The 22,334-nt window shown below is 39.9% G+C and carries 19 protein-coding genes; 15 read left to right on the top strand and 4 right to left on the bottom strand.

What is annotated here, in order from left to right; translation table 11 throughout:
- The first annotated feature begins 1 nt into the window (after position 1).
- The 6 genes from MTN96_RS06675 (at position 2) to MTN96_RS06650 (ending at position 5,714) form a co-directional block, all read left to right on the top strand.
- Positions 2 to 1,285 (top strand): hypothetical protein, encoded by a 1,284-nt coding sequence (locus MTN96_RS06675; protein ID WP_248531027.1) that lies wholly within the window; start codon positions 2 to 4, stop codon positions 1,283 to 1,285.
- 15 nt (positions 1,286 to 1,300) lie between these two features.
- Positions 1,301 to 3,004, top strand: coding sequence for an ATP-binding protein (locus tag MTN96_RS06670; protein WP_248531026.1), 1,704 nt, complete (start codon positions 1,301 to 1,303; stop codon positions 3,002 to 3,004).
- 14 nt (positions 3,005 to 3,018) lie between these two features.
- Positions 3,019 to 3,669: a hypothetical protein gene (locus tag MTN96_RS06665; RefSeq protein ID WP_248531025.1), complete on the top strand. Its 651-nt coding sequence runs from the start codon at positions 3,019 to 3,021 to the stop codon at positions 3,667 to 3,669.
- Positions 3,670 to 4,140, top strand: a complete 471-nt coding sequence (locus MTN96_RS06660) for a hypothetical protein (RefSeq protein ID WP_248531024.1) — start codon at positions 3,670 to 3,672, stop codon at positions 4,138 to 4,140.
- A 2-nt stretch (positions 4,141 to 4,142) separates the two neighbouring features.
- Positions 4,143 to 4,958, top strand: a complete 816-nt coding sequence (locus MTN96_RS06655; protein ID WP_248531023.1) for a hypothetical protein — start codon at positions 4,143 to 4,145, stop codon at positions 4,956 to 4,958.
- Between the two features lie 63 nt (positions 4,959 to 5,021).
- Positions 5,022 to 5,714 carry an amino acid adenylation gene (locus MTN96_RS06650; RefSeq protein ID WP_248531022.1) on the top strand — a complete coding sequence of 231 codons (693 nt, stop codon included), beginning with the start codon at positions 5,022 to 5,024 and terminating at the stop codon, positions 5,712 to 5,714.
- Between the two features lie 183 nt (positions 5,715 to 5,897).
- Here the strand turns inward: MTN96_RS06650 and MTN96_RS06645 are convergent, their stop codons facing one another.
- The 3 genes from MTN96_RS06645 to MTN96_RS06635 are packed head-to-tail and all read right to left on the bottom strand — an operon-like array spanning position 5,898 to position 9,071.
- Positions 5,898 to 6,965 carry an ABC transporter substrate-binding protein gene (locus MTN96_RS06645; RefSeq protein ID WP_248531021.1) on the bottom strand — a complete coding sequence of 356 codons (1,068 nt, stop codon included), beginning with the start codon at positions 6,963 to 6,965 and terminating at the stop codon, positions 5,898 to 5,900.
- Positions 6,962 to 8,407, bottom strand: a complete 1,446-nt coding sequence (locus tag MTN96_RS06640; RefSeq protein ID WP_248531020.1) for a sensor histidine kinase — start codon at positions 8,405 to 8,407, stop codon at positions 6,962 to 6,964. Before MTN96_RS06640 ends, MTN96_RS06645 begins: the two co-directional genes overlap by 4 nt.
- A complete protein-coding gene (locus MTN96_RS06635) occupies positions 8,400 to 9,071 on the bottom strand; it encodes a response regulator transcription factor (protein ID WP_029774040.1) in 672 nt (223 codons plus the stop codon). Before MTN96_RS06635 ends, MTN96_RS06640 begins: the two co-directional genes overlap by 8 nt.
- A 272-nt stretch (positions 9,072 to 9,343) precedes the next feature.
- Between MTN96_RS06635 and MTN96_RS06630 the strand changes: the two genes are divergently transcribed.
- The 7 genes from MTN96_RS06630 (at position 9,344) to MTN96_RS06600 (ending at position 17,638) form a co-directional block, all read left to right on the top strand.
- Positions 9,344 to 10,669, top strand: a complete 1,326-nt coding sequence (locus MTN96_RS06630; RefSeq protein ID WP_248531019.1) for an OprD family outer membrane porin — start codon at positions 9,344 to 9,346, stop codon at positions 10,667 to 10,669.
- A gap of 189 nt (positions 10,670 to 10,858) precedes the next feature.
- Positions 10,859 to 11,041, top strand: coding sequence for a hypothetical protein (locus MTN96_RS06625; protein WP_121637297.1), 183 nt, complete (start codon positions 10,859 to 10,861; stop codon positions 11,039 to 11,041).
- A 42-nt stretch (positions 11,042 to 11,083) separates the two neighbouring features.
- Positions 11,084 to 12,187 (top strand): 4-oxalomesaconate tautomerase, encoded by a 1,104-nt coding sequence (locus tag MTN96_RS06620; RefSeq protein WP_031289665.1) that lies wholly within the window; start codon positions 11,084 to 11,086, stop codon positions 12,185 to 12,187.
- Between the two features lie 332 nt (positions 12,188 to 12,519).
- A complete protein-coding gene (locus tag MTN96_RS06615) occupies positions 12,520 to 13,632 on the top strand; it encodes a tripartite tricarboxylate transporter substrate binding protein (protein ID WP_121637298.1) in 1,113 nt (370 codons plus the stop codon).
- Between the two features lie 74 nt (positions 13,633 to 13,706).
- Positions 13,707 to 15,695, top strand: a complete 1,989-nt coding sequence (locus MTN96_RS06610) for a tripartite tricarboxylate transporter permease (RefSeq protein ID WP_248531018.1) — start codon at positions 13,707 to 13,709, stop codon at positions 15,693 to 15,695.
- Positions 15,696 to 15,779: 84 nt separating this feature from the next.
- Positions 15,780 to 16,643: a universal stress protein gene (locus MTN96_RS06605; protein ID WP_248531016.1), complete on the top strand. Its 864-nt coding sequence runs from the start codon at positions 15,780 to 15,782 to the stop codon at positions 16,641 to 16,643.
- A 125-nt stretch (positions 16,644 to 16,768) separates the two neighbouring features.
- A complete protein-coding gene (locus MTN96_RS06600) occupies positions 16,769 to 17,638 on the top strand; it encodes an alpha/beta fold hydrolase (protein WP_248531015.1) in 870 nt (289 codons plus the stop codon).
- Positions 17,639 to 17,693: 55 nt separating this feature from the next.
- Here the strand turns inward: MTN96_RS06600 and MTN96_RS06595 are convergent, their stop codons facing one another.
- Positions 17,694 to 18,086 (bottom strand): DUF2750 domain-containing protein, encoded by a 393-nt coding sequence (locus MTN96_RS06595; RefSeq protein WP_004588808.1) that lies wholly within the window; start codon positions 18,084 to 18,086, stop codon positions 17,694 to 17,696.
- Positions 18,087 to 18,456: 370 nt separating this feature from the next.
- Between MTN96_RS06595 and MTN96_RS06590 the strand changes: the two genes are divergently transcribed.
- Positions 18,457 to 19,500, top strand: a complete 1,044-nt coding sequence (locus MTN96_RS06590; RefSeq protein WP_248531013.1) for an alkene reductase — start codon at positions 18,457 to 18,459, stop codon at positions 19,498 to 19,500.
- Positions 19,501 to 20,009: 509 nt separating this feature from the next.
- Positions 20,010 to 22,283, top strand: coding sequence for a TonB-dependent receptor domain-containing protein (locus MTN96_RS06585; RefSeq protein ID WP_055255334.1), 2,274 nt, complete (start codon positions 20,010 to 20,012; stop codon positions 22,281 to 22,283).
- Positions 22,284 to 22,334 lie beyond the last annotated feature (51 nt).

Below are 22,334 nucleotides of genomic sequence, written 5' to 3'. Positions count from 1 at the left end.
AATGGCAAGGATAAAAAAATCGCTAGTTGAGCTTTTAAAAGCAAATAGTGTAGATGGAAAAGTGCAAGTACCAGCAATTGAAAAGCCCTTTTTATTAGCTGAGCATGAATTTTCACTTTACCATATTAAAGAAGTAACCTTTGATGAAGAACTTCCTCGAAAAGAGGGGTTTGAGAATGTGTTAAATTCGTTAAATATTGAAGGTATTCTCTTTCTTTATTTACTCATTGGCGATGGAGAAAGCGTTAAGTTTTTATTTGGTATTGCAAAAGATAAGCGCTATAAGGGAGATTTATTGCTTGATGTTGACGATATAGGCGAAAGTATTTTAAAACCCTCTTTAGAGGGGAATTTTAGAGGAAGCATAGTTAAAAAGCTTGATAAATATGAACGCAAGCAAGTTAAAAGCGATGTGGATGCTTTTTCTAAAGTCTCTAAGCTTGAAGGTGTGCCAAGCGTTCATGAAGATAACGAACAGTTTCAAGGTGTTGACCGTTTGGTTGATATAATGAGTGGCGATAAGTTTTGCTTAGCTGTTTTGGCTGATCCTCTTTCACTGACTGAGGTAAACGAACTTGAAGGGCAATTACATGAAATTTATGACAAATTACTGCCCTTATCTAAAAAAAGCATTCAAGACGGAACAAATAAGGCTAAGACAGAAGGAGCCTCTGAAGGTTCTAGTACCACTAAAACAACGAGTGAAAATGACGGAAAATCTATAACAACGAATACAGGCAAATCGGTTAGTACGACAAAAGGGACAAATGACACTGGAGGTAGTAAGCAGTCATCATCAGGTTTTTCTGAGACCGACCATAATCGTCATATAAATGGAAATGAAAGTACAACGAAAGGCACTTCAGAGTCAACGGCTACAGGCAGTAACCGAGGTACAAATACATCGGAGCAGACAGGTAGTTCATCGAGTGAATCTCGAGAGTTTTCTGATAAAACATTACAGGATTGGGTAAATTATATTGATGAGGTATTATTAAAGCGTATTCAAATAGGCAAAAATAAAGGACTTTACCTATCTAATATCTACTTATTATCGAATTCTGAGGCTAGTGTTTTAAAGCTAGGAAATACAGCAAAATCAATATTTTCGGGTGAAGAAGCAAATAAGTCACCTTTACAACTTAAAAAATTAACGATTAAAAATGAGATTTCTACATTAAAGAACTTTCAATTGCCTGCTTTGCAAGCATCAAGTGCTGATGTTGCGAAAAGTGATAATACTCACCAGTTAAATTTGTTGCTTTCTAAAAATCCTTTTAATTGATACTTATGTAATTGGTTGTCTACTAATGAATTGAGTGTTGTTGCTGGCTTACCTCAAAAAGAAGTCGTGGGATTAACTTTAAAAGAAGAAGTTGAATTTGGCTTGAATATGACGCAACAGGCCAGTGATGAAAACAAACTCTTTTTGGGTAACTTAGTTAAAAGTGGTTTAAAGCAAAAAACAGAGGTGAGTATAGATAAGCGTGATCTAGACAAACATACGTTTATAGCAGGTGTTACAGGCAGTGGTAAAACGACAACCTGCCATCGATTATTACACTCAGCTCAAATGCCATTTTTAGTTATTGAGCCAGCTAAAACAGAATATCGAGTACTAACAAAAAAAGATAATAGCATCTTAATTTTTACCTTGGGTAATGACAATGTTGCTCCTTTTAGGCTCAACCCTTTTGAATTTTTCCCGCATGAAAATATCACCTCTAGAGTCGATATGATAAAGGCGAGCATAGAGTCGGCATTTGATATGGAAGCTGCAATACCACAGTTAATAGAAGCAGCTATTTATAGGTGCTACGAAGCTAAAGGTTGGAATATTGCTAACTCTAAAAATAGCTATTACGAAAACCCATTCGCGCCTGGGGTGTATGCGTTTCCTACACTTGCAGAATTGATTGATATGACAGAGGTTGTTGTAAACGATCAAGGTTTTGATGATAGGTTGAAACAGGATTATGTAGGGTCAATAAAAGCCCGCTTACAAGGATTATTAATTGGCTCTAAAGGCCAAATGTTAAATACACCACGGTCTATAAACTTTAAAGATTTAGCTAAACGCAATGTAATTTTAGAACTTGAAGAGATACGCAACCCAAGTGAAAAGTCTCTAATAATGGGGTTTGTTTTAGCTAATCTAAATGAAGCTATACGTGCTAATTACGAAGAGTATCGTAAACGTGGTGAAAAGTTTAGACACATTACACTAATTGAAGAAGCGCATAGGTTATTATCTAAATTTGAGGCTGGGGATAGCTCGAATAAAAAACAGGGGGTTGAAACCTTCTCTGATATGTTGGCAGAAGTGCGTAAATATGGAGAGTCGCTAATCATTGTTGATCAAATTCCAAATAAGCTAACGGCAGAAGTTTTAAAAAACACGAATACAAAAATTATTCATAAACTTTTTGCTCAAGATGATAAAGAAGCAGTTGGGAATACTATGGCTTTATCTGATGAGCAAAAAGACTTTTTATCTAACCTTGAACCAGGGCGCGTAATTCTATCGAGTTCGGGAACGACAAAACCCTTGCAGGTACAAGTTAAAGAGTTTGTTAGTACAACAGAGGAAGCAGATGTCGATCCCGATAATATTAGAAAAATAGCACTTCAATATTACGCAGATAATTACAAATCGGGTTTGATAAAAGGTTTAGAATTACTTGAGAGCCCTCCTTCAGGTGATGTTATTGAGGATATTCTTCAGGGGAATCCGCTATTAGCTTGGGTTGAAACATTAAAGAAACGTAAATCAAATAAAGCGCTACATAACTGTATACAAAGTTATGGCGTTGGGTTTATGCACCAATATATTCTTGCCTCTTGTTATAAACCTCTTGCTGAGTCAAAAGAAAATATAAAAGAGCTAGATTTTAGAAGTAATTGTTTAGGTCACTACTTATCTGAGGTCAAGCTAAACCCTGATGTAGCATTTACTTTGGAGCAGAAAAATGCCCTTTCAACTAACAAAAGTATAAATGTTTAACTAAGGAAAATTTTATGGGACTTTGGAGTAGTGTGTGTAGCGTTGTTAGCAGTGCATGTAGTGCTATTGGTAGCGCTGTATCACGTATCGGTAATAGCATTGCAAGTACAGCAACGAGTATTGCTAGTTTGGGTGTTTCCCTTGCGGCTAAAGTGACAGATGCAATAAGAAGTGTAGGTGTTTCGTTAGGTATTATTAGACCAGAAGATAATCTCGAAGAGTTAGGTGAAAAGGCCATTTTAAGTGAAAAAAAGCCTGAAGATTTTGACTCAATCAATGAATATATTAATCACCTAAACAATAACGTTACCTTTGATAAGGACAAATTTGACAGATTAGATGAAAAAGAACTTTTAGCTCGCTCTTCAATAGGGGCTTCAATAACCTTAAAGGGAATTAACGAAAAATTAGATTCAGTAGTAACGCCTGAATTTATGGCTACGGTGGCTTCGCAAGAGCTTGAAACGAAAGAAATAGTTAGCACTATTAAAGCCTACAAAGAGAACGACTTAAAACTAGAAGATTATGATCTTTATTTAAACGATGAGCTTACTCTTGATGAAACAACTAAACATAGTTCAGCTTTGGTAGAAGCGTACCAGAAGTTGGAGCCAGAGTTATCTATAGAAGAAATTGAAAATAAAGTAATGGGACTAAGTAATTAAATGACAGACTTTTACGTTGAAAATAAAAATTGCAAAATTAGAACGTGCAGAGTTATTGAAGGTGAGTTAGAGGATGTTCGGTTTTCAGGTGAATTATGGATTGATAGTGCTGACTTTTGGGAACAATTTAAACGTAAAGTTGAGTACATTCAGAATGAGCGTTTAGCATTTATTGTTGTTTCTGATGACGAAGAATTTGATGTTGATCCTGATATATTTATTGCTGACGATTTTGCAACTGATAAAAGTGAATTAAATAGGCTATTAGCGCGAGTAAAAGCTAGTTTGTTTTTTGTTAAATTTCATCCAAATGTACCTGAATTACAAAAGTTTAACGAAAATACTGAAGATCATAATGTCCTTGAGGGTAGTATGAGTTGCGAGGCGAAAAACACTTCGATAGAAGGCAGTTCAAATGGTTTACAAGCTCATTACCGTAAAAAGACTAATGAGCTAAAAAAGGAAGGTTAGTTATGGAGAATAGTAGTTTAAAAACAGAGATCTTAATTCTTCTAGAAGATGAAGACATTAGAAGTAAAGTTTGTGAAATAGCATTCGAGCATTCAGAGAAACACTTAACTACTTTGTCGCCAAATAAGATTGAAGAATCAAGCCAAAATGAGTGTCATGGTCTACAAGCTGAAAAGGATACGTTAAAAGAAGAAAATGCAAAACTTAGGTCTATGCTGGGACTAAAAGAATCTGCTTTAGTGGAAAGTGAAAATTTAATTCAGTCTTTAAATGTTGAAAAATCAGGTCTTGAGGAAAATTTATCTGTAGTTCTGAGTGATGTCGAAAAAAGTGAAAAAACACTTACAGAAACTTTAAGTTTATATGAAGAGCTAAAGAGAAAAATTACATTTTACAGAGATAACTTTGAGGAAGACCTAAGGATTAAAGAGGTTTATGAGGATCTCTCATCACAAACTAAAGTATCAATTAAAAATATTTTTAAAGATACAACACCAAAAGGGTTGGTTGTTTGCGGGACTCAAGAAAAGTTTATATTTAGCTTCTGGGACTATATTAAAGCTGAAATAAACAATAGTAACAATCAAGACGATAAAAAATTAGTTTGTTTATTTGAGTTATTGTTTGCTCGTTTCAAGTTAGCCTTTCCTATGTTTGAGCTACAAAAAGTTAAAGTGGGTGATATGTTTGATAATCAAAAATTTGTAAAACATCACAGTAGCCAAAATATGAGTGGGTCGATACAAGCATTATTATTCCGAGGCTGTGTAAATAACCAAACTGGAAAAGTAGTTAAGCAATCTATAGTAGTACTTTAGCTGCCAGATTATATGCTCATCAAAGCGGTTATTTAATGTGTTTTAGCAGAATAAGTTTAGTTTATGAAATTTCAACTTTGTGCCTCAAACGCACTTAATAAATACCTAAAAGTTGATTTACCTCGTTTGCCACATGAACCCGGTAAACAAGCGGGGGTAAATACCCTTATTAGTGACGGCGATAATTTTAACTGGCAATTACAGATTATTGATAACAGCTATAAATCTCGTGAAAAAACAATCATTGTTTGTGAAGCGAATAGCCGTTTTACGTTTTTTATACCGGTTAGTTTAAAGCTATCGCAAGAAGAGTTAACCCAACGTTTGCAGTACGAATGGCAATTAATAATGGCTGAAACGCTTGAGGTGTATCAGTTAATACCACGCAGCGATATTGCGGTGCTGTTAAGTGAGCTATCTAAAATAGAGTTTATGCCGCACTGGGTTAAAAATACCGATTTAAGTATAAGCGGGCATATTAGCGATGCCGCACTTTGGGTTACTCAAACACTACAAGAAGAGGGGCTTTATGATTTACCTAAAGACCTTGCCATTGAGTTAGCTATTTATTTAAACACCCAACCTAAACGTATTACTAATAAAACAACTGGCCGCAAAGAGAAGTTTATACCCATAGAGCGTTTATTACATTATTGCCAATCACTTATCACTGCACGTAAGCTTGATGATGGCTCATCAAACGAAATAATCGATAAAAGTAATATCATTAACTTTAGTGATTATAAAAAAGATTAAAGCCAGCTAGATTAAATTTTCACAAGCTTGTGAAATTATATTTTTGTATAGCATTACAAAAAATAAAGCAGTAATAACAAACACCTAATTATTAGTTAAATTCTTTAGGAACCCTATAGGGAGCGAAAAGTCTTAGACTTAAATATTAACAATTAGCCAGACGTACTTTTTAAGCACATTGGATTATTGGTACTCAAATAACGCGTTTTCCCATTCTTGAATGATTATTTGGCGCTTCATCTGATCGTCTATCACTAATATTTCTATGCCAAGGGGGACGGGGCGCAGCTGACCTTCTGATATATCAAGTAAATGTTTTTGTTTAATTCTTACTTCGTTATTTATAGGCTCAAAATTAGTGAAGTTGGCCATGTCTGTTTGTCCTTGTACAGACACTAAGTAATCAATAAACAGCTGTGCACCAATGACATTTTTAGCATGTTTAGGAATAATGGCGCTGCGCATAATAACCGAGGTGTAGTCTTTAGGTTGCACCACAATAATATTAGGGTGCTGCGCCGCCCATGTGCGCGCATAAGAGCTTAATATGTTATAGCCAACAGTGAGCTCGCCCGTTGAAAGTGCTTTAAGTATGTCGGCGCTGCGTCTAAATACACGTGTGCTGTGATAGCCAAACGATTCTAGCATTCGGCCATAGCTTGAGCTTTGCTCGCGGTCATGAGCCCACAGCAAATAGCCTATGCCCACTTGAGTAATATCGTAAATGCCAACGCGGCCTTTAATTTGCTCACTGCGCCGGCGAATTAGCTCTAATAATTCGTTGCGGCTACTTGGTGCGACCTCTTCGCCTAAAAATTCTTTATTAAATGCAATTACTGCTGTTTCATAGGTAAAGCCAAATACTTCATTTCGCCATTTAGCCCATGCAGGAAGCTTATTTGTTTGCTCAGAGCTATAAGGCTGTGCGTAACCGTCGTTAACTAACTTTACCTGCAAGTTCATTGCTGAACTTAATAATACGTCGGGCGGGTTTTTAACGTCGGCTAAAAATTCGCTATACACTTCGAAAGTACTCAGCTCGTAGTAGTCAATTTGTACAAAAGGGTATTTTTTTTGAAAGGCCGATAAAAAAGGGGCAATTTCCATTTTATCAGCGCCGCCATATATTTTAAGCACGGATTTATTTTCGCTTTGTGCCGGAAATACTAAAGGAGTTTTTGCAGCAACGAATGGCGAGCCTACAAAGCACGTTAAAACAACGGCAATATAAATCAGCGATAAAAGTTTCAATGTTCGTCCTCGGTCAGCATTAACGGAAAGTTTATTTCAAAAATAAGCCCCGACGGGCTGTTATCAAGCAGCTTGATAGCAGCGTTATGATGCTCTGCTACCTCTTTAGCAATGCTTAAGCCTAGGCCGCTGCCGGCACGTGGGTCGCCTTTGCTTTTGTAAAACCGCTCAAACACATGTTGCTTTTGCGCATCGGGTACACCTACGCCTTGATCAGCCACGCATAATCGAGCTATGTAACCACTGTCTGTACTGTGAAGCTCGGTAGAGACATTAACTTCTTTATTTTGCGGGCTAAATTTAATCGCGTTTTCTAAAATGTTGCGTAGCATTTGGCTAAGTGCAAACGAATCGCCATTGATCATTAAATTATCGTCACCTTGATATGTGATGATCACGCCGCGTTGAATCGCCGATACCGCAACATCTCTACACACAGACTTTACCAGCTCCGGTAACGAAAGCGTTATTAAAGGCTGGCTATGAAAACGGTGCGCAAGAGTGGCTTGGTTTAACAGTTGCGTAACGGTGCTGTCGAGTAAATCTGTTGAATATAAAACACGATTTAACTGCTCTGTTCTTATTTTTTCATCGGTTTCTTCAATGGCATTTTGCGCCTGGCTTTTAAGGCCTGCAAGGGGCGTTCTTATTTGATGGGCCACTTCGCCAGTAAAGCGCTTTAAATGATTAAGCGAGACTTCTAATTGCGATATAAAATGGTTAATGGTTGAAATTAAGTCGGCCATTTCTTTGGGAACCGACATATCAATAGGGCGTAGATCAGTGGGGGAGCGCCGACGTATTTTTTTATTTATGCTGTAAATAGGGCGCAAAATTTGATTCACTCCTAGTAATATAAGCACAATAGCTATTACAAACGTTAAAATAACCATTTGTATTACATTCAAATTCATTTCATAGGCGAGCTGATCGCGAGCTTGGGTGGTTTGGCCTATTAAAATATTTACATCAAACGATTCACCCACTTCATAAAGCTTATCTGAGAGTAAAATAAAGCGGTAGTTTTCGCCTTTGTAATCACCTTCCCAAAACTGTATCAGTAGGTTATCTCGTGGGTCATACTCTGCACGTTGCCACTGAGTGTCGGCTTTTTGCAAAATGTGTTGATATAAGCCATTGTAGCCAGTTAAGTGCTCGCCTTGATTTTGTGTTATTTGATACACCAATCTGTCATTTGAGGCCATCGAGAGAGTTTCGAATGTAGCGCTGGGTAAATCAACAATAATTTCGTGGTAATCAATGTGGGTATTTTCAAAAATTTGTAAAGCAGCACTGGCAAGTAGTCTATCGTATGAAATTTGGGCGGCGTTTTTACTGTAATTATTAGCCATAAAATAGGTTATAAGTGTAATTATAACCATTAAAGCAATGGTTATTGTAAGCAGCTGCCGGCGAATTGAGGGGAGGGTTTTGCTACTCATTAGGCTCTGCTAAAAGATAGCCTAAACCACGCAGTGTTTTTATATCAACACTGCTATTTACCAGCTTTTTACGAAGCCTTGCTACGTAGGTTTCTATGGCGTTGGGGCTGGGTGAGTCGTCAAACGAATATAAGTGATCGAGTAACTCATCTTTATTAAGCACTTTACCTTGATGCGTTAAAAATATTTCTAGCAACCTAAATTCTCGTTGTTTTAAATCAATAAGTTCTTTAGCAATAGTGACCGTGCATGATTTTCGGTCAAAATCGAGGTTGCCATAACTAATAATGTCTTTACCAAGGCCTTGGTTACGCCTAAGTAGGGCGCGGCAACGGGCTTCTAATTCGCCAAAATCAAAGGGTTTAGTGAGGTAATCGTCGGCGCCTAAGTCGAGTAATTCTATACGGTGCTCTACTTGAGCGCGTGCCGTTAAAATTAATACAGGCGTATTTGATGAGCGAGCCCTGAGCTTTTTTAATATTTGCTCACCGTTTAAATTGGGCAAGTTTAAATCAAGTAAAATAAGGTCGTACTCATGGCGTTTTAACAGCGAATTAGCCACATCACCACTGGTTACAAGGTCTATACCTTGGCCCATTTTGGTGAAGCGTTGGCAAATTGCTTCTCCTAACACTTCGTCGTCTTCAACTGCTAAAATTCTCATTAAGCACACCCGCAAAGTCGCAATTAAAAAATATAATTTTAAGTTGTGCAAGACACTAAACAATTACTGCAACGTTTACAATACGCAAATGCCTTCGTTTATAGCAAGATAAGCTATAGTTTTAATTTAATAGCTAAAAAATACAATTGCCTAAAATGTAATTATCTTGTGACAGGTTTGTGACAGCTTTGCCGTGTAAATTGCAACATGAATAAACTTATACACACTACACACAACTATAAATTTAATTAAACAAGGTAGCGGAGACAACTATGGCTCAACAGTTCTCTAAAATATTTGCAGTAACAGGCGCAGTATTAACTTGTGTTTCTATTCCTTCGTATGCTTCTTTTAATGGGCTTACAGAGCAAGACGAATTTAATATTAAGCTAAGGTCAATTTACTTTGACCGCGATTACGATAACGACGCCAGCGACGACTCAACGTTTGCACAAGGCATAGAGCTCAATTATCAATCGGGCTATTTTAATGACTTAATTAGCATGGGTGTCTCTACTTATACGGTACTTAATTACAACTCAACCGGCAGCGCACAAAATAATATTTTACCCGCAGGGGATGAAAAAGGCGGCGTTGACGATAGTTTTTCTAAATTTGGTCAATATTTTATCGACGTTAAACTTGGCGACAATGGCCATGTAAAAATAGGCGGGCAAAAAACCAAAAGCATGTTGTTAAAAAGCTCAGGTAGCCGCGCAATTCCCAATACTTTTAGAGGTGTATTTGGTGACTACAAGTTTGGCAATACCAAAGTATATGGTTACGCCTACGATAAATGGAGCCGCCGCCACGATGACAAGTGGGAAGATTTTTCTACCGACCAGTCAGATAACGGCGCAATTAGTGTTGTTTGGGGTGTGGGCGCAAGCTACAAAAAAGACGCGCTAAAAATAGACGCAGAATATTTAAACTCTCATGACTACTTATCAAAGCTTGGGCTTAAAGGCAGCTACGCTATAAAGCTCGATCAAAGTAAGTTAACCCTTTCAAGTGGCGTATTTACCTCACAAGACGATGGCGATTTATTTGTAACCGGCGCAGAGGGTGGCGATTTAGATGATGAAGATGCACTCGGTGCGGTTTCAGGCGTTACTAAAAGTGAAAACGATGGTTTTGCCTATTACCTAGATGCTAATTGGAAAAAAGATATTTGGACACTGGGCGCCGCATTTACCAAAGTGAACGATGCTTGGATTGAAGATAACTTTAGTGGCGATCACGGGACTAACCCGTTTCCCACGCGCTCATTAATTGGTGCCGATTTAACAAACCAAAATGAGGCAACCTGGCAGGCTCGCTTAGGCATTGATCTAAAAGCAGTGGCACCGGGTTTAACCACAAAATTTTATTACACCAGCGGCAGCGATGCAGAAAATTCAAGCTTAGGTAAAGCAGGTGGCACAGCCGATGAAAAATATTGGGCCATTGATACACGCTACAAAGTAGCGGCTGTAAAAGGCTTAAGCCTACGTTGGTTATTTTTAGATTACACCACAGATGAAACCGGCAGTGTTGATGGTGTAAAAGGAGATAGAGCAGATCACCGTGTATATGTAGATTACACCATTAAGTTTTAAACGCCCCTTCGATTGGCTTTTAACGCGCAGCATGAAAATGCTGCGCGTTTTTTAATGTTTAAAAGTTATTTTTTAATCAATTTTTATTTCGTGACAGGTTAGTGACAGTTTGGCTCCTTACTCTTAAAAAAAGGGCAACGTTTTGATAACGACGTTACTTGTTTTTAATTGCATTGAAAGGGCGAAACGATGAACTCAACACACGCTACACCTCAGTTAAAACCTACGCCGAGAGCCATTCACTTTCGTGCAAATAGCCACCAAACGGCCATGGCTGCTAGTGCAACAAGTAATACTAATTTTGCCCCTCAATCTTTGCAAAGTAAGCAAGAGCAAGTACAAGAGTGCGTGGTTATTTTAAGTAATAACTAACCCGTTACTGCTCATTTAAATTGATTTAGAAGCTGGATTATTATGACTATTCAAAAAAAAATACCTTGTGTCATTATGCGCGGCGGAACGTCTCGCGGGACTTATTTTTTAGCCAACGATTTACCGAGAGAGTGGGATAAACGCAAAGAAATTTTAACTGCAGCTATGGGCTCAGGCGATCCGCTGCAAGTAAACGGCGTAGGTGGAGGAAACTCACTAACCAGTAAAGCGGCCATTATTTCACGCTCAACTGACCCCGATGCAGACATTGATTACTTATTTGCGCAAGTTGCTATTGAGCAAAATGAAGTCGATATAACCCCTTCGTGTGGCAATATTTTATCTGGTGCAGCACCACTGGCAATTGAATACGGATTGGTTACTGCAAATGACGGTGAAACAACGGTACGGGTTAAAAATGTAAATACCAATACCCTGATTGAAGTTGTGGTACAAACGCCTAACGGCTTTGTAGAGTACGAAGGCGATGCCACCATTGATGGCGTACCAGGCTCTGGGGCGCCTATTTTACTTAAGTTTTTTGATGTGTGTGGCACTAAAACCGGTGAATTACTGCCTACTGGCTCTGTACGCGATACCTTTGATGGCGTAGAGGTAAGTTGTGTAGATGCTGCCATGCCAATGGTACTAATACCTGCTCCATCACTGGGTGTAAAAGGCTCTGAAACTAAACAAGAGCTTGATGCAAATACAGAGTTACTGCAAAAAATAGAAAGCATTCGCCTGCAGGCGTCACTAAAAATGGGCCTTGGCGATGCAACCGGAAAAGTCATTCCTAAAGTCGGTTTACTGTCGGTGCCGCAATTTGGCGGTACGATAACTTCGCGCTACTTTGTGCCGCAAAACTGCCATACCAGCCATTCTGTTACTGGGGCAATTTGCGTGAGTGTTAGTTGCATGTTGCCAGGCAGTGTGGCGTACGACTTAATTACCCCACAAAGCTCAGAGCAGCAAAATATAGTAGTTGAACACCCCAGCGGTAAAATAGATTTACTACTTGAGGGGCGCTTTGAAAACGACACGCTAGATATAAAGTCGGCGGGGTTAATGCGCACCGCCAGAATGTTATTTAAAGGTGAAGTACACATACCTGCAAAAGTATGGGATGAAAGCAAAATAGCTTAACTTATACCAATGGGCAAAATAGCTCACTTAATTAAGCGAATTGGCGTTAAGCCTTAGTAAACCAACCGAAAATGCGATAGCAGATTGTCTGTTATCGCTTTTTTTATGCTTTAAATAAATAAAACTAAATATATTTTTATTTAAAAACAACGCCTTATAAATAATTTTAAATTAATGGATAGTTTGGCATCGATGACAGGTAGATGACAGTTTCGGCTATTAGTCTAGCTGTTGTTAACTTCTTTTAACGAAATACTTTCATCTACGTAATAGATGCAATGACGTTATTAGGACCTATTTAAATAATTGCAGCGAATAACAGAGGTCAAATTATGAAGATTAAATTAAGTACTTTTGCACCTAATCGACTAAAAGCAATGCTTGTTGTGTTAGCAGCAAGCACTTGTATCAGCTCAGCTTATGCAAACAATAACGACGAAGTAAGCTTTGATGGTGAGCGAGTAGAGTGGGTTGTGCCTTTTAAAGAAGGTGGCGGCTCTGACACATGGGCACGTTTTTTTGGTCCACGTTTTTCTCAGCATTTAAATGGTAAACCTGTGGTTGTAGTTAAAAACATTCCAGGTGGTGGCTCTACCAAAGGCGCTAACCGCTTTGAACGCCGCGCTAAAGCAAATGGTTTAAATGTATTTAGTACTTCTGCCTCTACACAAATCCCTTACTTACTTGGCGACTCACGCGTTAGATACGAAGTAAAACGTTGGAACGTGATTATGGCCACACCGACAGGTGCGGTGGTATATGTGCGCCCAGAGCTGGGTATTAAAAACGCATCAGAGCTTGCCAAATTGCAGGGTCAAAAACTTAAATTTGGTAGCCAACGCGCCGCGTCAATGGACTTGGTTGGGTTATTAGCCTTCGACATGCTTGATTTAGACATTCATGCCATTTTTGGTATGAAAGGCCGTGGCAGTGCGCGTTTATCGTTTGAGCGTGGCGAGGTGGATATCGACTTTCAAACTACCTCTGCCTACTTAAAAAAAGTACAGCCGCTAGTTGATGAAGGTAAAGCGATTCCGCTTATGTCGTTTGGCGTACTTAATAAAGAAGGCAAAATTGTACGCGACCCAACGTTTCCTGACTTACCACACGTAGGCGAAGTATACGAAATGATCCACGGTAAAAAGCCAACAGGCGTTGAATACAACGTATGGAAAACCTTTTTTGTAGCCGGTTTTGCCGCGCAAAAAGGACTGTTTTTACCTAAAGGCACCCCTGATGCCGTTATTGCAGAGTGGCGCAATGCAGCACAGCGCGTCATTGATCAAGACAACTTTAAAGAAGAGTCTGAATTAGTACTTGGCCAATACCCACAACTTGTAAACGAAGATGCAGTAAACACACTGAGCTCAGCACTGACAATTTCTGAAACTGACAAACAATGGGTAAGAAATTACCTAACCGAAAACTACAACGCGCGTTTTTAAAAACCCATGTTGATTTGTTGTACACACAGTGGCTCGCATTTAGTGAGCCACTTTTTTAATCTAAGGAGAGCAGTATGTTAGATGCATTTTTAATTGCGCTACAAACTATTCTTACCCCCACACACTTAATGTATTTATGCGGCGGCGTTTTTTTAGGCTTGCTGATTGGTATTTTTCCGGGTTTAGGCGGCATAGCGGGTTTATCGTTATTACTGCCATTTTTATATGGTATGGACCCAATTTCAGCGCTTGCTATGCTTATTGGCCTAGTGGCGGTTATTCCAACCTCTGACACCTTCACCTCTGTATTAATGGGTATTCCAGGCTCCAGTGGCTCACAAGCCACAGTGCTTGACGGCTTCCCACTGTCTAAAAAGGGTCAAGCAGCGCGTGCGCTTTCAGCAGCGTTTGCTTCGTCATTATTTGGTGGCCTTTTTGGCGCCATTATTTTAACGCTGTTTGTACTGATTGCCCGCCCCGTTATTTTAGCGTTTGGCTCGGCCGAATTATTTATGCTTACTTTGCTAGGTTTAAGCATGGTGGGTGTATTGGCCGGTAATAGCCTAGTAAAAGGCTTAAGCGCATGTGGCTTAGGTTTATGTTTAGGCTCACTTGGCGGTGCTCCTGCAACCGGTGAATACCGTATGGTATTTGATAACGGTTACCTTATGGATGGTATTCCGTTAGTGGTTGTTGGTTTAGGTATATTTGCGTTACCTGAAATTATCGATTTACTGCGTCAAAACCGCTCTATTTCAGAAGCTTCTGAGCTGGGTCGTGGGTGGTTTGAAGGCGTAAAAGATGTTGTTAAAAATAAATGGCTAGCTACGCGCTGTGCTGCCATTGGCTGTGTTGTTGGCGCACTACCTGGCCTTGGTGGCAGCGTAGTTGATTGGATCTCTTATGGTCATGCGGTACAAACCTCTAAAGACACCGAAAACTTTGGTAAAGGCGACATACGCGGTGTTATTGCCCCTGAGTCATCAAATAATGCCAAAGAAGGCGGTGGCTTAATTCCAACTTTATTATTTGGTATTCCAGGTTCTGGCAGCATGGCTGTATTTTTAGGTGGTATGGTATTAATTGGTTTAGAGCCAGGCCCTGCGATGATCACCACTGACCTTGATGTTACTTACACCATTGTATGGTCACTGGCGCTTGCTAATGTAATTGGCGCGGGCGCGTGTTTACTTATTTCTAAAAGGGTAGCAAAGGTAACAACTATTCCTTACACGCTCATGGCACCATTTATGGTTATGGTGATCTTTTTTGCGGCGTTTCAGGCAACCCGTGATTTAGGTGATTTAGTCGCACTTATTGGTATTGGTATTTTAGGCATATTAATGAAGCGCTTTGGATGGCCGCGTCCGGCATTTTTAATTGGCTTTGTACTAGCAAGCGGCATGGAAACTTACCTTTATCAAGCTATTCAGTTTGACGGCATAGAGTTTTTATTAAAACCGGGTGTGATGATTATTGGTGCATTAACCGCGCTTTCTATTTTCTTTGCAGCACGCCACTCTATTAAAGCTGCTAAAAAAGAAAAAGCCAATAAAAACACAGCTAATGCTGAGGTAAAACCAACTAACCTTAAACCACAAATCGCATTTTCTGGCTTTGTTTGTTTAGTGTTTGCATACGGTTTGTATGACTCGTTCCAACGCACATTCTTAGGTGGAGTATTTCCTGCTGTGGTGTGCTCGTTCATGTTAATACTCTCTGCGGTTGTGCTGATCAAGCTGCTACTTAATAAAGTAGACGATGCTGTAAATTACGATAATGAGGTCTCTGCGGGGTATGTAAACGACTCAAGCGTGACTGGCCTTTGGCATTATGTATTTTGGCTGTGTGGCTTATTAGCTGGGTGTTTTTTACTGGGCTATGTGATTTCGATAGCGTTGTTTTTCATAATATTTTTACTTGTAAAAGCACGTATATCAATTGCTAGAACATTAACACTGACAGTGTGTGCGTTAGCATTCTTACTTACTTTAACGCACTTTATGGTATTAGACTTACCAAGCGGTTACCTACAGGAAGTGGCAAGCTTTACGCAGCTGTAAACGCCGCCGTGCTAAGCAAAACAAGCAGCGCTTAGCACGGTTTACATTCGCTCTAAAAGGCACTGGCTTAAGAAGGATATAATTATGATTTCACCTAAGCTTATTTTAATGCCGCTTTCTACAAGTGGGCATGTAACAGAGCGCTTAAAAGGGGGCTTAGCCGTTGCTAAGTATTTTAATGCGCACCTTGATGTTTATCACACGCACTTAGACCCAAAGCGCTTTTTGCCAACAGGGCAGCTGGGCTTACCAACTAAATTGGTAAAAGAGTTAGACTCTGTAGCAGGGCGCTTTGCAACAACCGAATCGGCAAATTTAAAAACCGAATTTGTTAGTTTATGTGCCCAGCAGCAAGTTAAATACACTGACGACAGCGCAGAGCATCCCACGCACCCAAGCGCTTCATGGCATATTAATATAGGTGTGCGCAGCGAAATAATTGCAGAGCAAGGCAAAGTTGCTGATTTAATTATTATTCCGCAGTCTAAAAGTGGTAAATCAACCTCGACCTTTGAGGCATCGGTAATGCGAAGTGGTAAACCTATATTATTGGTACCACGGCAAATGATCCACTTTGATATAAAAACAGTGGTGATTGGCTGGAACGCCAGTACCGAGGTATCGCGCGCGCTCACTTATAGTTTACCGCTTTTAAAACAAGCTAAAAAGGTTGTTATTTGCACCAGCGCAAGCAGCGCCGATAAAATGCCAAACGGCCATGAAGTGGTTAAATATTTAGCTCAGCACGATATTAAAAGTGAGTTTGTAACATTTAATAATGGCAGGCAATCGACCGCTAAAGCGTTTATGTCGGTAGCGCAAATGCATAACGCTGATCTAGTGGTGATGGGCGCATTTACTCACAGGCGAATCCATGAGCAAATTTTTGGTGGTATGACTAACTACATGCTAGCAAACACCACCTTGCCAATACTTATGGCGCGATAACACTTAAAGCTTAAAAACTAAATTTTACCCAAAAGCCGATATTTACGTTCAATATCGGCTTTTTATTAAAGCTCAATGTGATAAAACTAACCATTACAATAATAAAAGTTAATGGGTAGCAGCCTATGTATACGCTTTCGCAGTGGCAATCAAGCGGGCAGTTTATTGATATAAATGCCAAGCAAATTTTTACTCAAACAGCGGGGGATGCTAATAACCCCGCGCTCCTTTTGATACACGGCTTTCCTAGTGCAAGCTGGGACTGGGAAGGTATGTGGGATGAGCTCAAAAAACACTACTTTTTAATTACACTTGATATGCTGGGGTTTGGCCTTTCGGATAAACCAATAAATGCGGCTTATAACATTACAGAGCAAGCTGATTTATACACGCAATTTTTAAAGCGTTTAGATATTACCAATGTACACCTATTAGCCCATGATTATGGTGATACCGTGGCTCAAGAGCTATTAGCAAGGCAAGTTGCTGCTCAAAGCGACATACGCATACACAGTGTATGCTTTTTAAATGGCGGGTTATTTCCACACATACATAAACCTTTATTTATCCAAAAGCTGCTACTTTCAAAACTTGGTTGGCTAGTACCTAAGCTAATGAGCAAACAAAAGTTTGCTAAAAATTTAATCACTATTTTTGGCAAAAACACGCCACCAGCCCCTATGGTAATTGATACCCTTTGGGCGTTGTTAATTTATAACAAGGGTTTACGTGTAATGCCCAAGCTAATTAAATATATTACACAGCGAAAACAAAACGAGCAGCGCTGGGTTGGGGCAATGATTAATAGCGATATACCGCTTACGTTTATTGCAGGTGAGCAAGACCCAATATCGGGTAAGCACATGCTTGAGCACTATAAAAAAACAATACCTAATGCGCGCGTACAAGGGTTTGTTGAGCTTGGACACTACCCACAAATAGAAGATGCCAAGGCTATAACCGAGGCTTATTTAAAATTTAGAAAGCAGATATAAAAAACGCGGCTATTTTAGGCCGCGTTTATAAACTAAATAACGTGATGCTGGCTACTTAGTACTTTCTTTTTTTAGGAATTTTTAACTGGCTTTCAAATTCATCAGGAAAAAGCACCGTGCCGTCGTCCTCTTCGGTAGGGAACACCGCAATCAGTAAGTCGTCTTCTTCAAGGCCGGGTGTCCAGCGGCTAAACCAATCTTTAGTCGGAATGGCTTTTGGTGTACAGCCTTCCCATTCGCCCGTGGCCCAAGCTTGTGCAAAATCGCGGGTTGGCCACACTGGTACACAGTCGTCATCTTCGTTGGCAAGCATTACGCAGCCATCATCGTCGTTTAAAATCCATACTTGTTTGTACTGTTGTACGGTTTCAAACATAAAAGCGAGTCGTTTTTTTGCCCCTAGCCCTAAAATTACGGTTTGTTCTTCAGTCGCATTTGCAGTTGTCATAATTGGCTCACTCTTTATTGCTTCAAATTTGAATTTTACTGCTACAAGTATATCGAGTTATGTGACAGTGTGTTGAAAAATTATTATTTAACCTGAACTCTGGATAATAAATCTATCTCTAGCAGCTATTTTAAGCGCTAACTGCGTGGAATTTACTGAAAATCTCTGGCTAGAGACAAAATAAGCTTAACCATCATCATGATAAAATATGTTAGTAAATCTCTTAACCAGAGTTCAGGTTATTTTATTTTGTAATTCAGATCTGTTTTGGTACTCCCTAAGTATATTTTGAGCGAGCATTCAAAATTGCCCTTGAATGTTGTTAAAAAGGCCGCATCTCATATGCATACTCTTAATGAAGGATTTAACAATGACCACAGATTTACTGGCACCGTATAAATTAAACGACTCACTTGAACTTAAAAATCGCGTTTTTATGGCGCCTTTAACCCGTTGTATGGCTGATGATAATTTAGTACCTACGCAAGATATGGTCGAATATTATGCGCGCCGTGCCGATGCCGGTTTAATTATTAGCGAAGCCACTATTATTCGCCCAGATGCACAAGGCTACCCAAATACACCGGGGTTATTTACCAGCGAGCAAATTCAAGGCTGGAAAAAAGTAACCGACGCCGTACATGCAAACGGCGGTAAAATGTTTGCACAGCTTTGGCATGTTGGCCGTGTTGCTCACCCTCACTTTTTTGACGGCGAAGTATTAGCGCCATCGGCAATTGGTGTTGAAGGCTCTGTACCACGTATGCGCGAGCTAACATACATTACGCCAAAAGCGGCCACTAAAGAGGATATTAATTCACTGATAGCCGACTTTGCTAAAGCGGCCGAAAACGCCATTGAAGCTGGTTTTGATGGTGTAGAAATTCATGGCGCAAATGGTTATTTAATTGATCAGTTTTTACATTACGCTGCAAATGAGCGCACAGATGAATATGGCCAAACACCTGAAAATATGGCGCGTTTTGCAATAGAAGTGACCGATGCGGTTATTAATGCAGTAGGTAATGAGCGTACGGCAATTAGGTTATCGCCAGGTGCTTATTTTAATATGGAAGAAGATAAGCGTGATAAAGCGGTATTTGATTATTTATTAGCGCAGCTAGATGACAAAAAACTGGCTTACATTCATGGCGGTATTTTTGATGACAGCACTCAATTTGACTCTTTAGAAGGTAAAACAACCTCGCAGTATTTGCGCGCTAACACTCAAACCAGCCTTGTAGGGGTAGGTAGCTATAGTTTTGATGATGCAAAACAAGCAATAAACAATGACCAGTTTGATTTAATTGCGATTGGTCGTCCATTTATTGCTAATCCAGATTACATTAGTAAAGTGGCTAATAATGAAGAACTTGTTGCTTATAGTGACGAGATGTTAGCTAAACTATTCTAATTAATTAGGGCGTGTTGACCTTTGGCGTTTGAATTTGCAGCAGTATGTTTGGTTTTTAGGCAAGGCAGAGCCTATGAAGTGTGGTTACTCCCCATAAATAGGCGATAACGCAGCATAAATGCCAAACATGCGCTGCCCTTCGGGTTCTGCCTAGGGGCGATAAACTCTTTGTTGCCTACATGGATGTAGGTAAGGGGCGTGAGCAGGACGCGGAAGCTTTACTCGGTTTTTACTTAGCCCACTAGGTTACAAACCTCGTGCCGCGATTTAATCACCCCTAGATTGAACAAATTTCAATCCGCAAAGATCAACACGCCCTAGTATTTATATATAATTCAGCCTAGGTTTTTGTGCTTAGGCTGACTTACAAATGACATAACAAAGCCATAAAAACCCCACATTTTTTTAACACCCCTGTAAATAAACTTCATTTTTGTTGTCATAATTCGAAATCATACTGTGCCCGCTTTCATAATTACTTTAGATAATTAAAACCAAACGGGATCACAATGTACGCTTTAACTAATAAATCGATTTTGAGCATGGCAATTGCTATGGCTGTATCAACGTCAGCTTATGCAAATGACAACGAAATAGAAGAAATAACCGTTACTGCAAAACCAACCAGTTACGCAAATAATGTGATTGAGCCTGCAATGCTTGATCAACAAACAACGGTTTCGAGTGTGTTATCGGTTATCGATAACTTACCTGGCATTAGCATAAACGAAGGCGATGCATTTGGTGGCGATGACTGGTCTACCACAATTACTATGCGTGGTTTTAGTATTGACTCGAACCAGCAGCAATTAGGGATGACCGTTGATGGTATTCCTAACGGTGGCTCAAACTATGGTGGTGGCGCTAAAGCAAACCGTTACCTAGACACTGAAAATTTAGCCACTGTAGAAGTAGGCCAAGGCACCTCAGATATTAAATCGGCATCGCTTGAGGCACTAGGCGGTACATTTAACTTTGTAAGTAAAGCGCCAAGCCTTGATAGCAGCACCACTTTTGCTTACACCTCGGGTAGTCACGATGCGACCCGCTTTTACGTTAAGCACGAAACGGGTACTTTATTTGATAATACACAAGCGTATGTAAGTTACTCGCAAACTGATACTAGCCGCTGGATTGGCTCGGGTAGCAATGGCGGAAAAGATAATCAACACGCAGAGCTTAAATTTGTAACAACGCTTGCTGATTTAACAATTACAGGGCGTTTATCTTACGATGATGTAAGCGAGACTAACTACAACAGTGTAAGTCTTGCGCAATTTGAACAAACGCCAGAGTGGGATCAGCTAACGTGGAACTGGACAGGCGTTCCACATTACGACCAAATGTTTGCTGAGGGCTGGGGTACACTGCGTGAAAATACGTTAGCGTATTTAAAGTTTGAATATGCGCTTTCGCCAACATCGCTTATTACAGTGAGCCCTTATTATCATAAAAACTCGGGCCGTGGCGATTGGATCCCACCGTATTTAACAACTCCAGTAGATGAAAACGGCAACCCAACTACAGAGGGCGGCACTAACGCAGGCTCTTACGGTTTTGTAGATAGCGCAGGTAACGCACTGGCACCAAACGAAGGTTGTACGGCAAGTTTAAGCTGGCCGTGGGAGTCGGGCCCTGGTTTAAATCCAGCATGTTACGATGATACGGCAATACCTGTAATGTCGTATCGTCATACGCATTACAAAAAAGACCGCTTAGGGGTTACTGCCAACTACCAAGCTACGTTTGGCATGCACGACATAGAAGCCGGTTTTTGGTATGAGCAAAGCGACCGTGACGAGTCTCGCGATTGGCACAAAGTAATTAATGCCAGCATTTACCACCACTTTGATAGCACGCCATACTGGACCCAGTATAAAAACACCTTTGAGACCGACACACTTAAATGGTACGCGCAGGATTCAATGGCCCTTGGCGATTTCACGCTTAACGTAGGTGTTAAAAAGTACCTTGTTGATATTGAAAAGTACGACCATTATCAAAATGCCACAACCGCTAAAGTTAATAGCGACTCTGATGTGTTATTTAGTGGTGGTATTTTGTATCAATTAAATAACTCAACCGAGCTATTTACCAGCTACAGCGAAAACTTTGCAGCTATTAAAGACGGGGTGCTTGAGCGCGACAGCTCTGATTTATCAGCCATTGAAGCTGAAACCGCTGAAAACATCGATTTAGGTGTACGTTATCAAAATAACGCGTTAAACCTGACCGCAACAGCGTATTCAATTGAATTTGATAACCGTATTACGTTTATTGCCCCAGGTAGTGACACCGGCGGTATTGATTACACCATAGGTACAAATGGCTCTTACTTAAATGTAGGGGGTATTGAATCGCAAGGTTTAGAGCTATCGGCAAGTTACATGCTAAGCCCACAATGGAGTGTATATAGCTCGTACACGAATAATGACTCAGAGTACAAAGGCGATGCACCCGGGTTTGAAGCCGGTGAAAAAGTAATAGACTCAGTAGATGACTTATTTGTCCTATCGACCGATTACTTTAGCGGTGATTTCCGCTTTGGTTTATCGGCTAAATACACCGGTGAGCGTGGCGAAGTTGATGGCTATACCGTGGTTGATTTAAACGCAGGTTACGCAACCGATATAAACGCAGGACCATTTAAAGCTATTGATGTTGCCTTTGTTGTTTATAACGTTACCGATAAAAGTTATTTAGCGGGTGGTACGGGCAATGGCAGCACTTACTTTATTGGTGCACCACGTACAGCAGCACTGACGTTATCGGCTACGTTTTAATAGCAATAATGTACAGTAAATAATTAAAAGCCCATCTTTGATGGGCTTTTT

This window comes from Pseudoalteromonas sp. 2CM28B, from assembly GCF_023161935.1.
The sequence above is the reverse complement of the archived record's forward strand: the minus strand, read 5'-3'. Positions and strand labels throughout refer to the sequence as shown.

What these genes read in the sequence shown, in the direction of transcription:
- MTN96_RS06615 (WP_121637298.1), top strand. Translation starts at nt 12,520, where the DNA reads ATGAAGATTAAATTAAGTACTTTTGCACCTAATCGACTAAAAGCAATG.
- MTN96_RS06665 (WP_248531025.1), top strand. Translation starts at nt 3,019, where the DNA reads ATGGGACTTTGGAGTAGTGTGTGTAGCGTTGTTAGCAGTGCATGTAGT.
- MTN96_RS06625 (WP_121637297.1), top strand. Translation starts at nt 10,859, where the DNA reads ATGAACTCAACACACGCTACACCTCAGTTAAAACCTACGCCGAGAGCC.
- MTN96_RS06675 (WP_248531027.1), top strand. Translation starts at nt 2, where the DNA reads ATGGCAAGGATAAAAAAATCGCTAGTTGAGCTTTTAAAAGCAAATAGT.
- MTN96_RS06590 (WP_248531013.1), top strand. Translation starts at nt 18,457, where the DNA reads ATGACCACAGATTTACTGGCACCGTATAAATTAAACGACTCACTTGAA.
- MTN96_RS06655 (WP_248531023.1), top strand. Translation starts at nt 4,143, where the DNA reads ATGGAGAATAGTAGTTTAAAAACAGAGATCTTAATTCTTCTAGAAGAT.
- MTN96_RS06630 (WP_248531019.1), top strand. Translation starts at nt 9,344, where the DNA reads ATGGCTCAACAGTTCTCTAAAATATTTGCAGTAACAGGCGCAGTATTA.
- MTN96_RS06640 (WP_248531020.1), bottom strand. Translation starts at nt 8,407, where the DNA reads ATGAGTAGCAAAACCCTCCCCTCAATTCGCCGGCAGCTGCTTACAATA.
- MTN96_RS06585 (WP_055255334.1), top strand. Translation starts at nt 20,010, where the DNA reads ATGTACGCTTTAACTAATAAATCGATTTTGAGCATGGCAATTGCTATG.
- MTN96_RS06610 (WP_248531018.1), top strand. Translation starts at nt 13,707, where the DNA reads ATGTTAGATGCATTTTTAATTGCGCTACAAACTATTCTTACCCCCACA.
- MTN96_RS06605 (WP_248531016.1), top strand. Translation starts at nt 15,780, where the DNA reads ATGATTTCACCTAAGCTTATTTTAATGCCGCTTTCTACAAGTGGGCAT.
- MTN96_RS06600 (WP_248531015.1), top strand. Translation starts at nt 16,769, where the DNA reads ATGTATACGCTTTCGCAGTGGCAATCAAGCGGGCAGTTTATTGATATA.
- MTN96_RS06620 (WP_031289665.1), top strand. Translation starts at nt 11,084, where the DNA reads ATGACTATTCAAAAAAAAATACCTTGTGTCATTATGCGCGGCGGAACG.
- MTN96_RS06595 (WP_004588808.1), bottom strand. Translation starts at nt 18,086, where the DNA reads ATGACAACTGCAAATGCGACTGAAGAACAAACCGTAATTTTAGGGCTA.
- MTN96_RS06660 (WP_248531024.1), top strand. Translation starts at nt 3,670, where the DNA reads ATGACAGACTTTTACGTTGAAAATAAAAATTGCAAAATTAGAACGTGC.
- MTN96_RS06635 (WP_029774040.1), bottom strand. Translation starts at nt 9,071, where the DNA reads ATGAGAATTTTAGCAGTTGAAGACGACGAAGTGTTAGGAGAAGCAATT.
- MTN96_RS06650 (WP_248531022.1), top strand. Translation starts at nt 5,022, where the DNA reads ATGAAATTTCAACTTTGTGCCTCAAACGCACTTAATAAATACCTAAAA.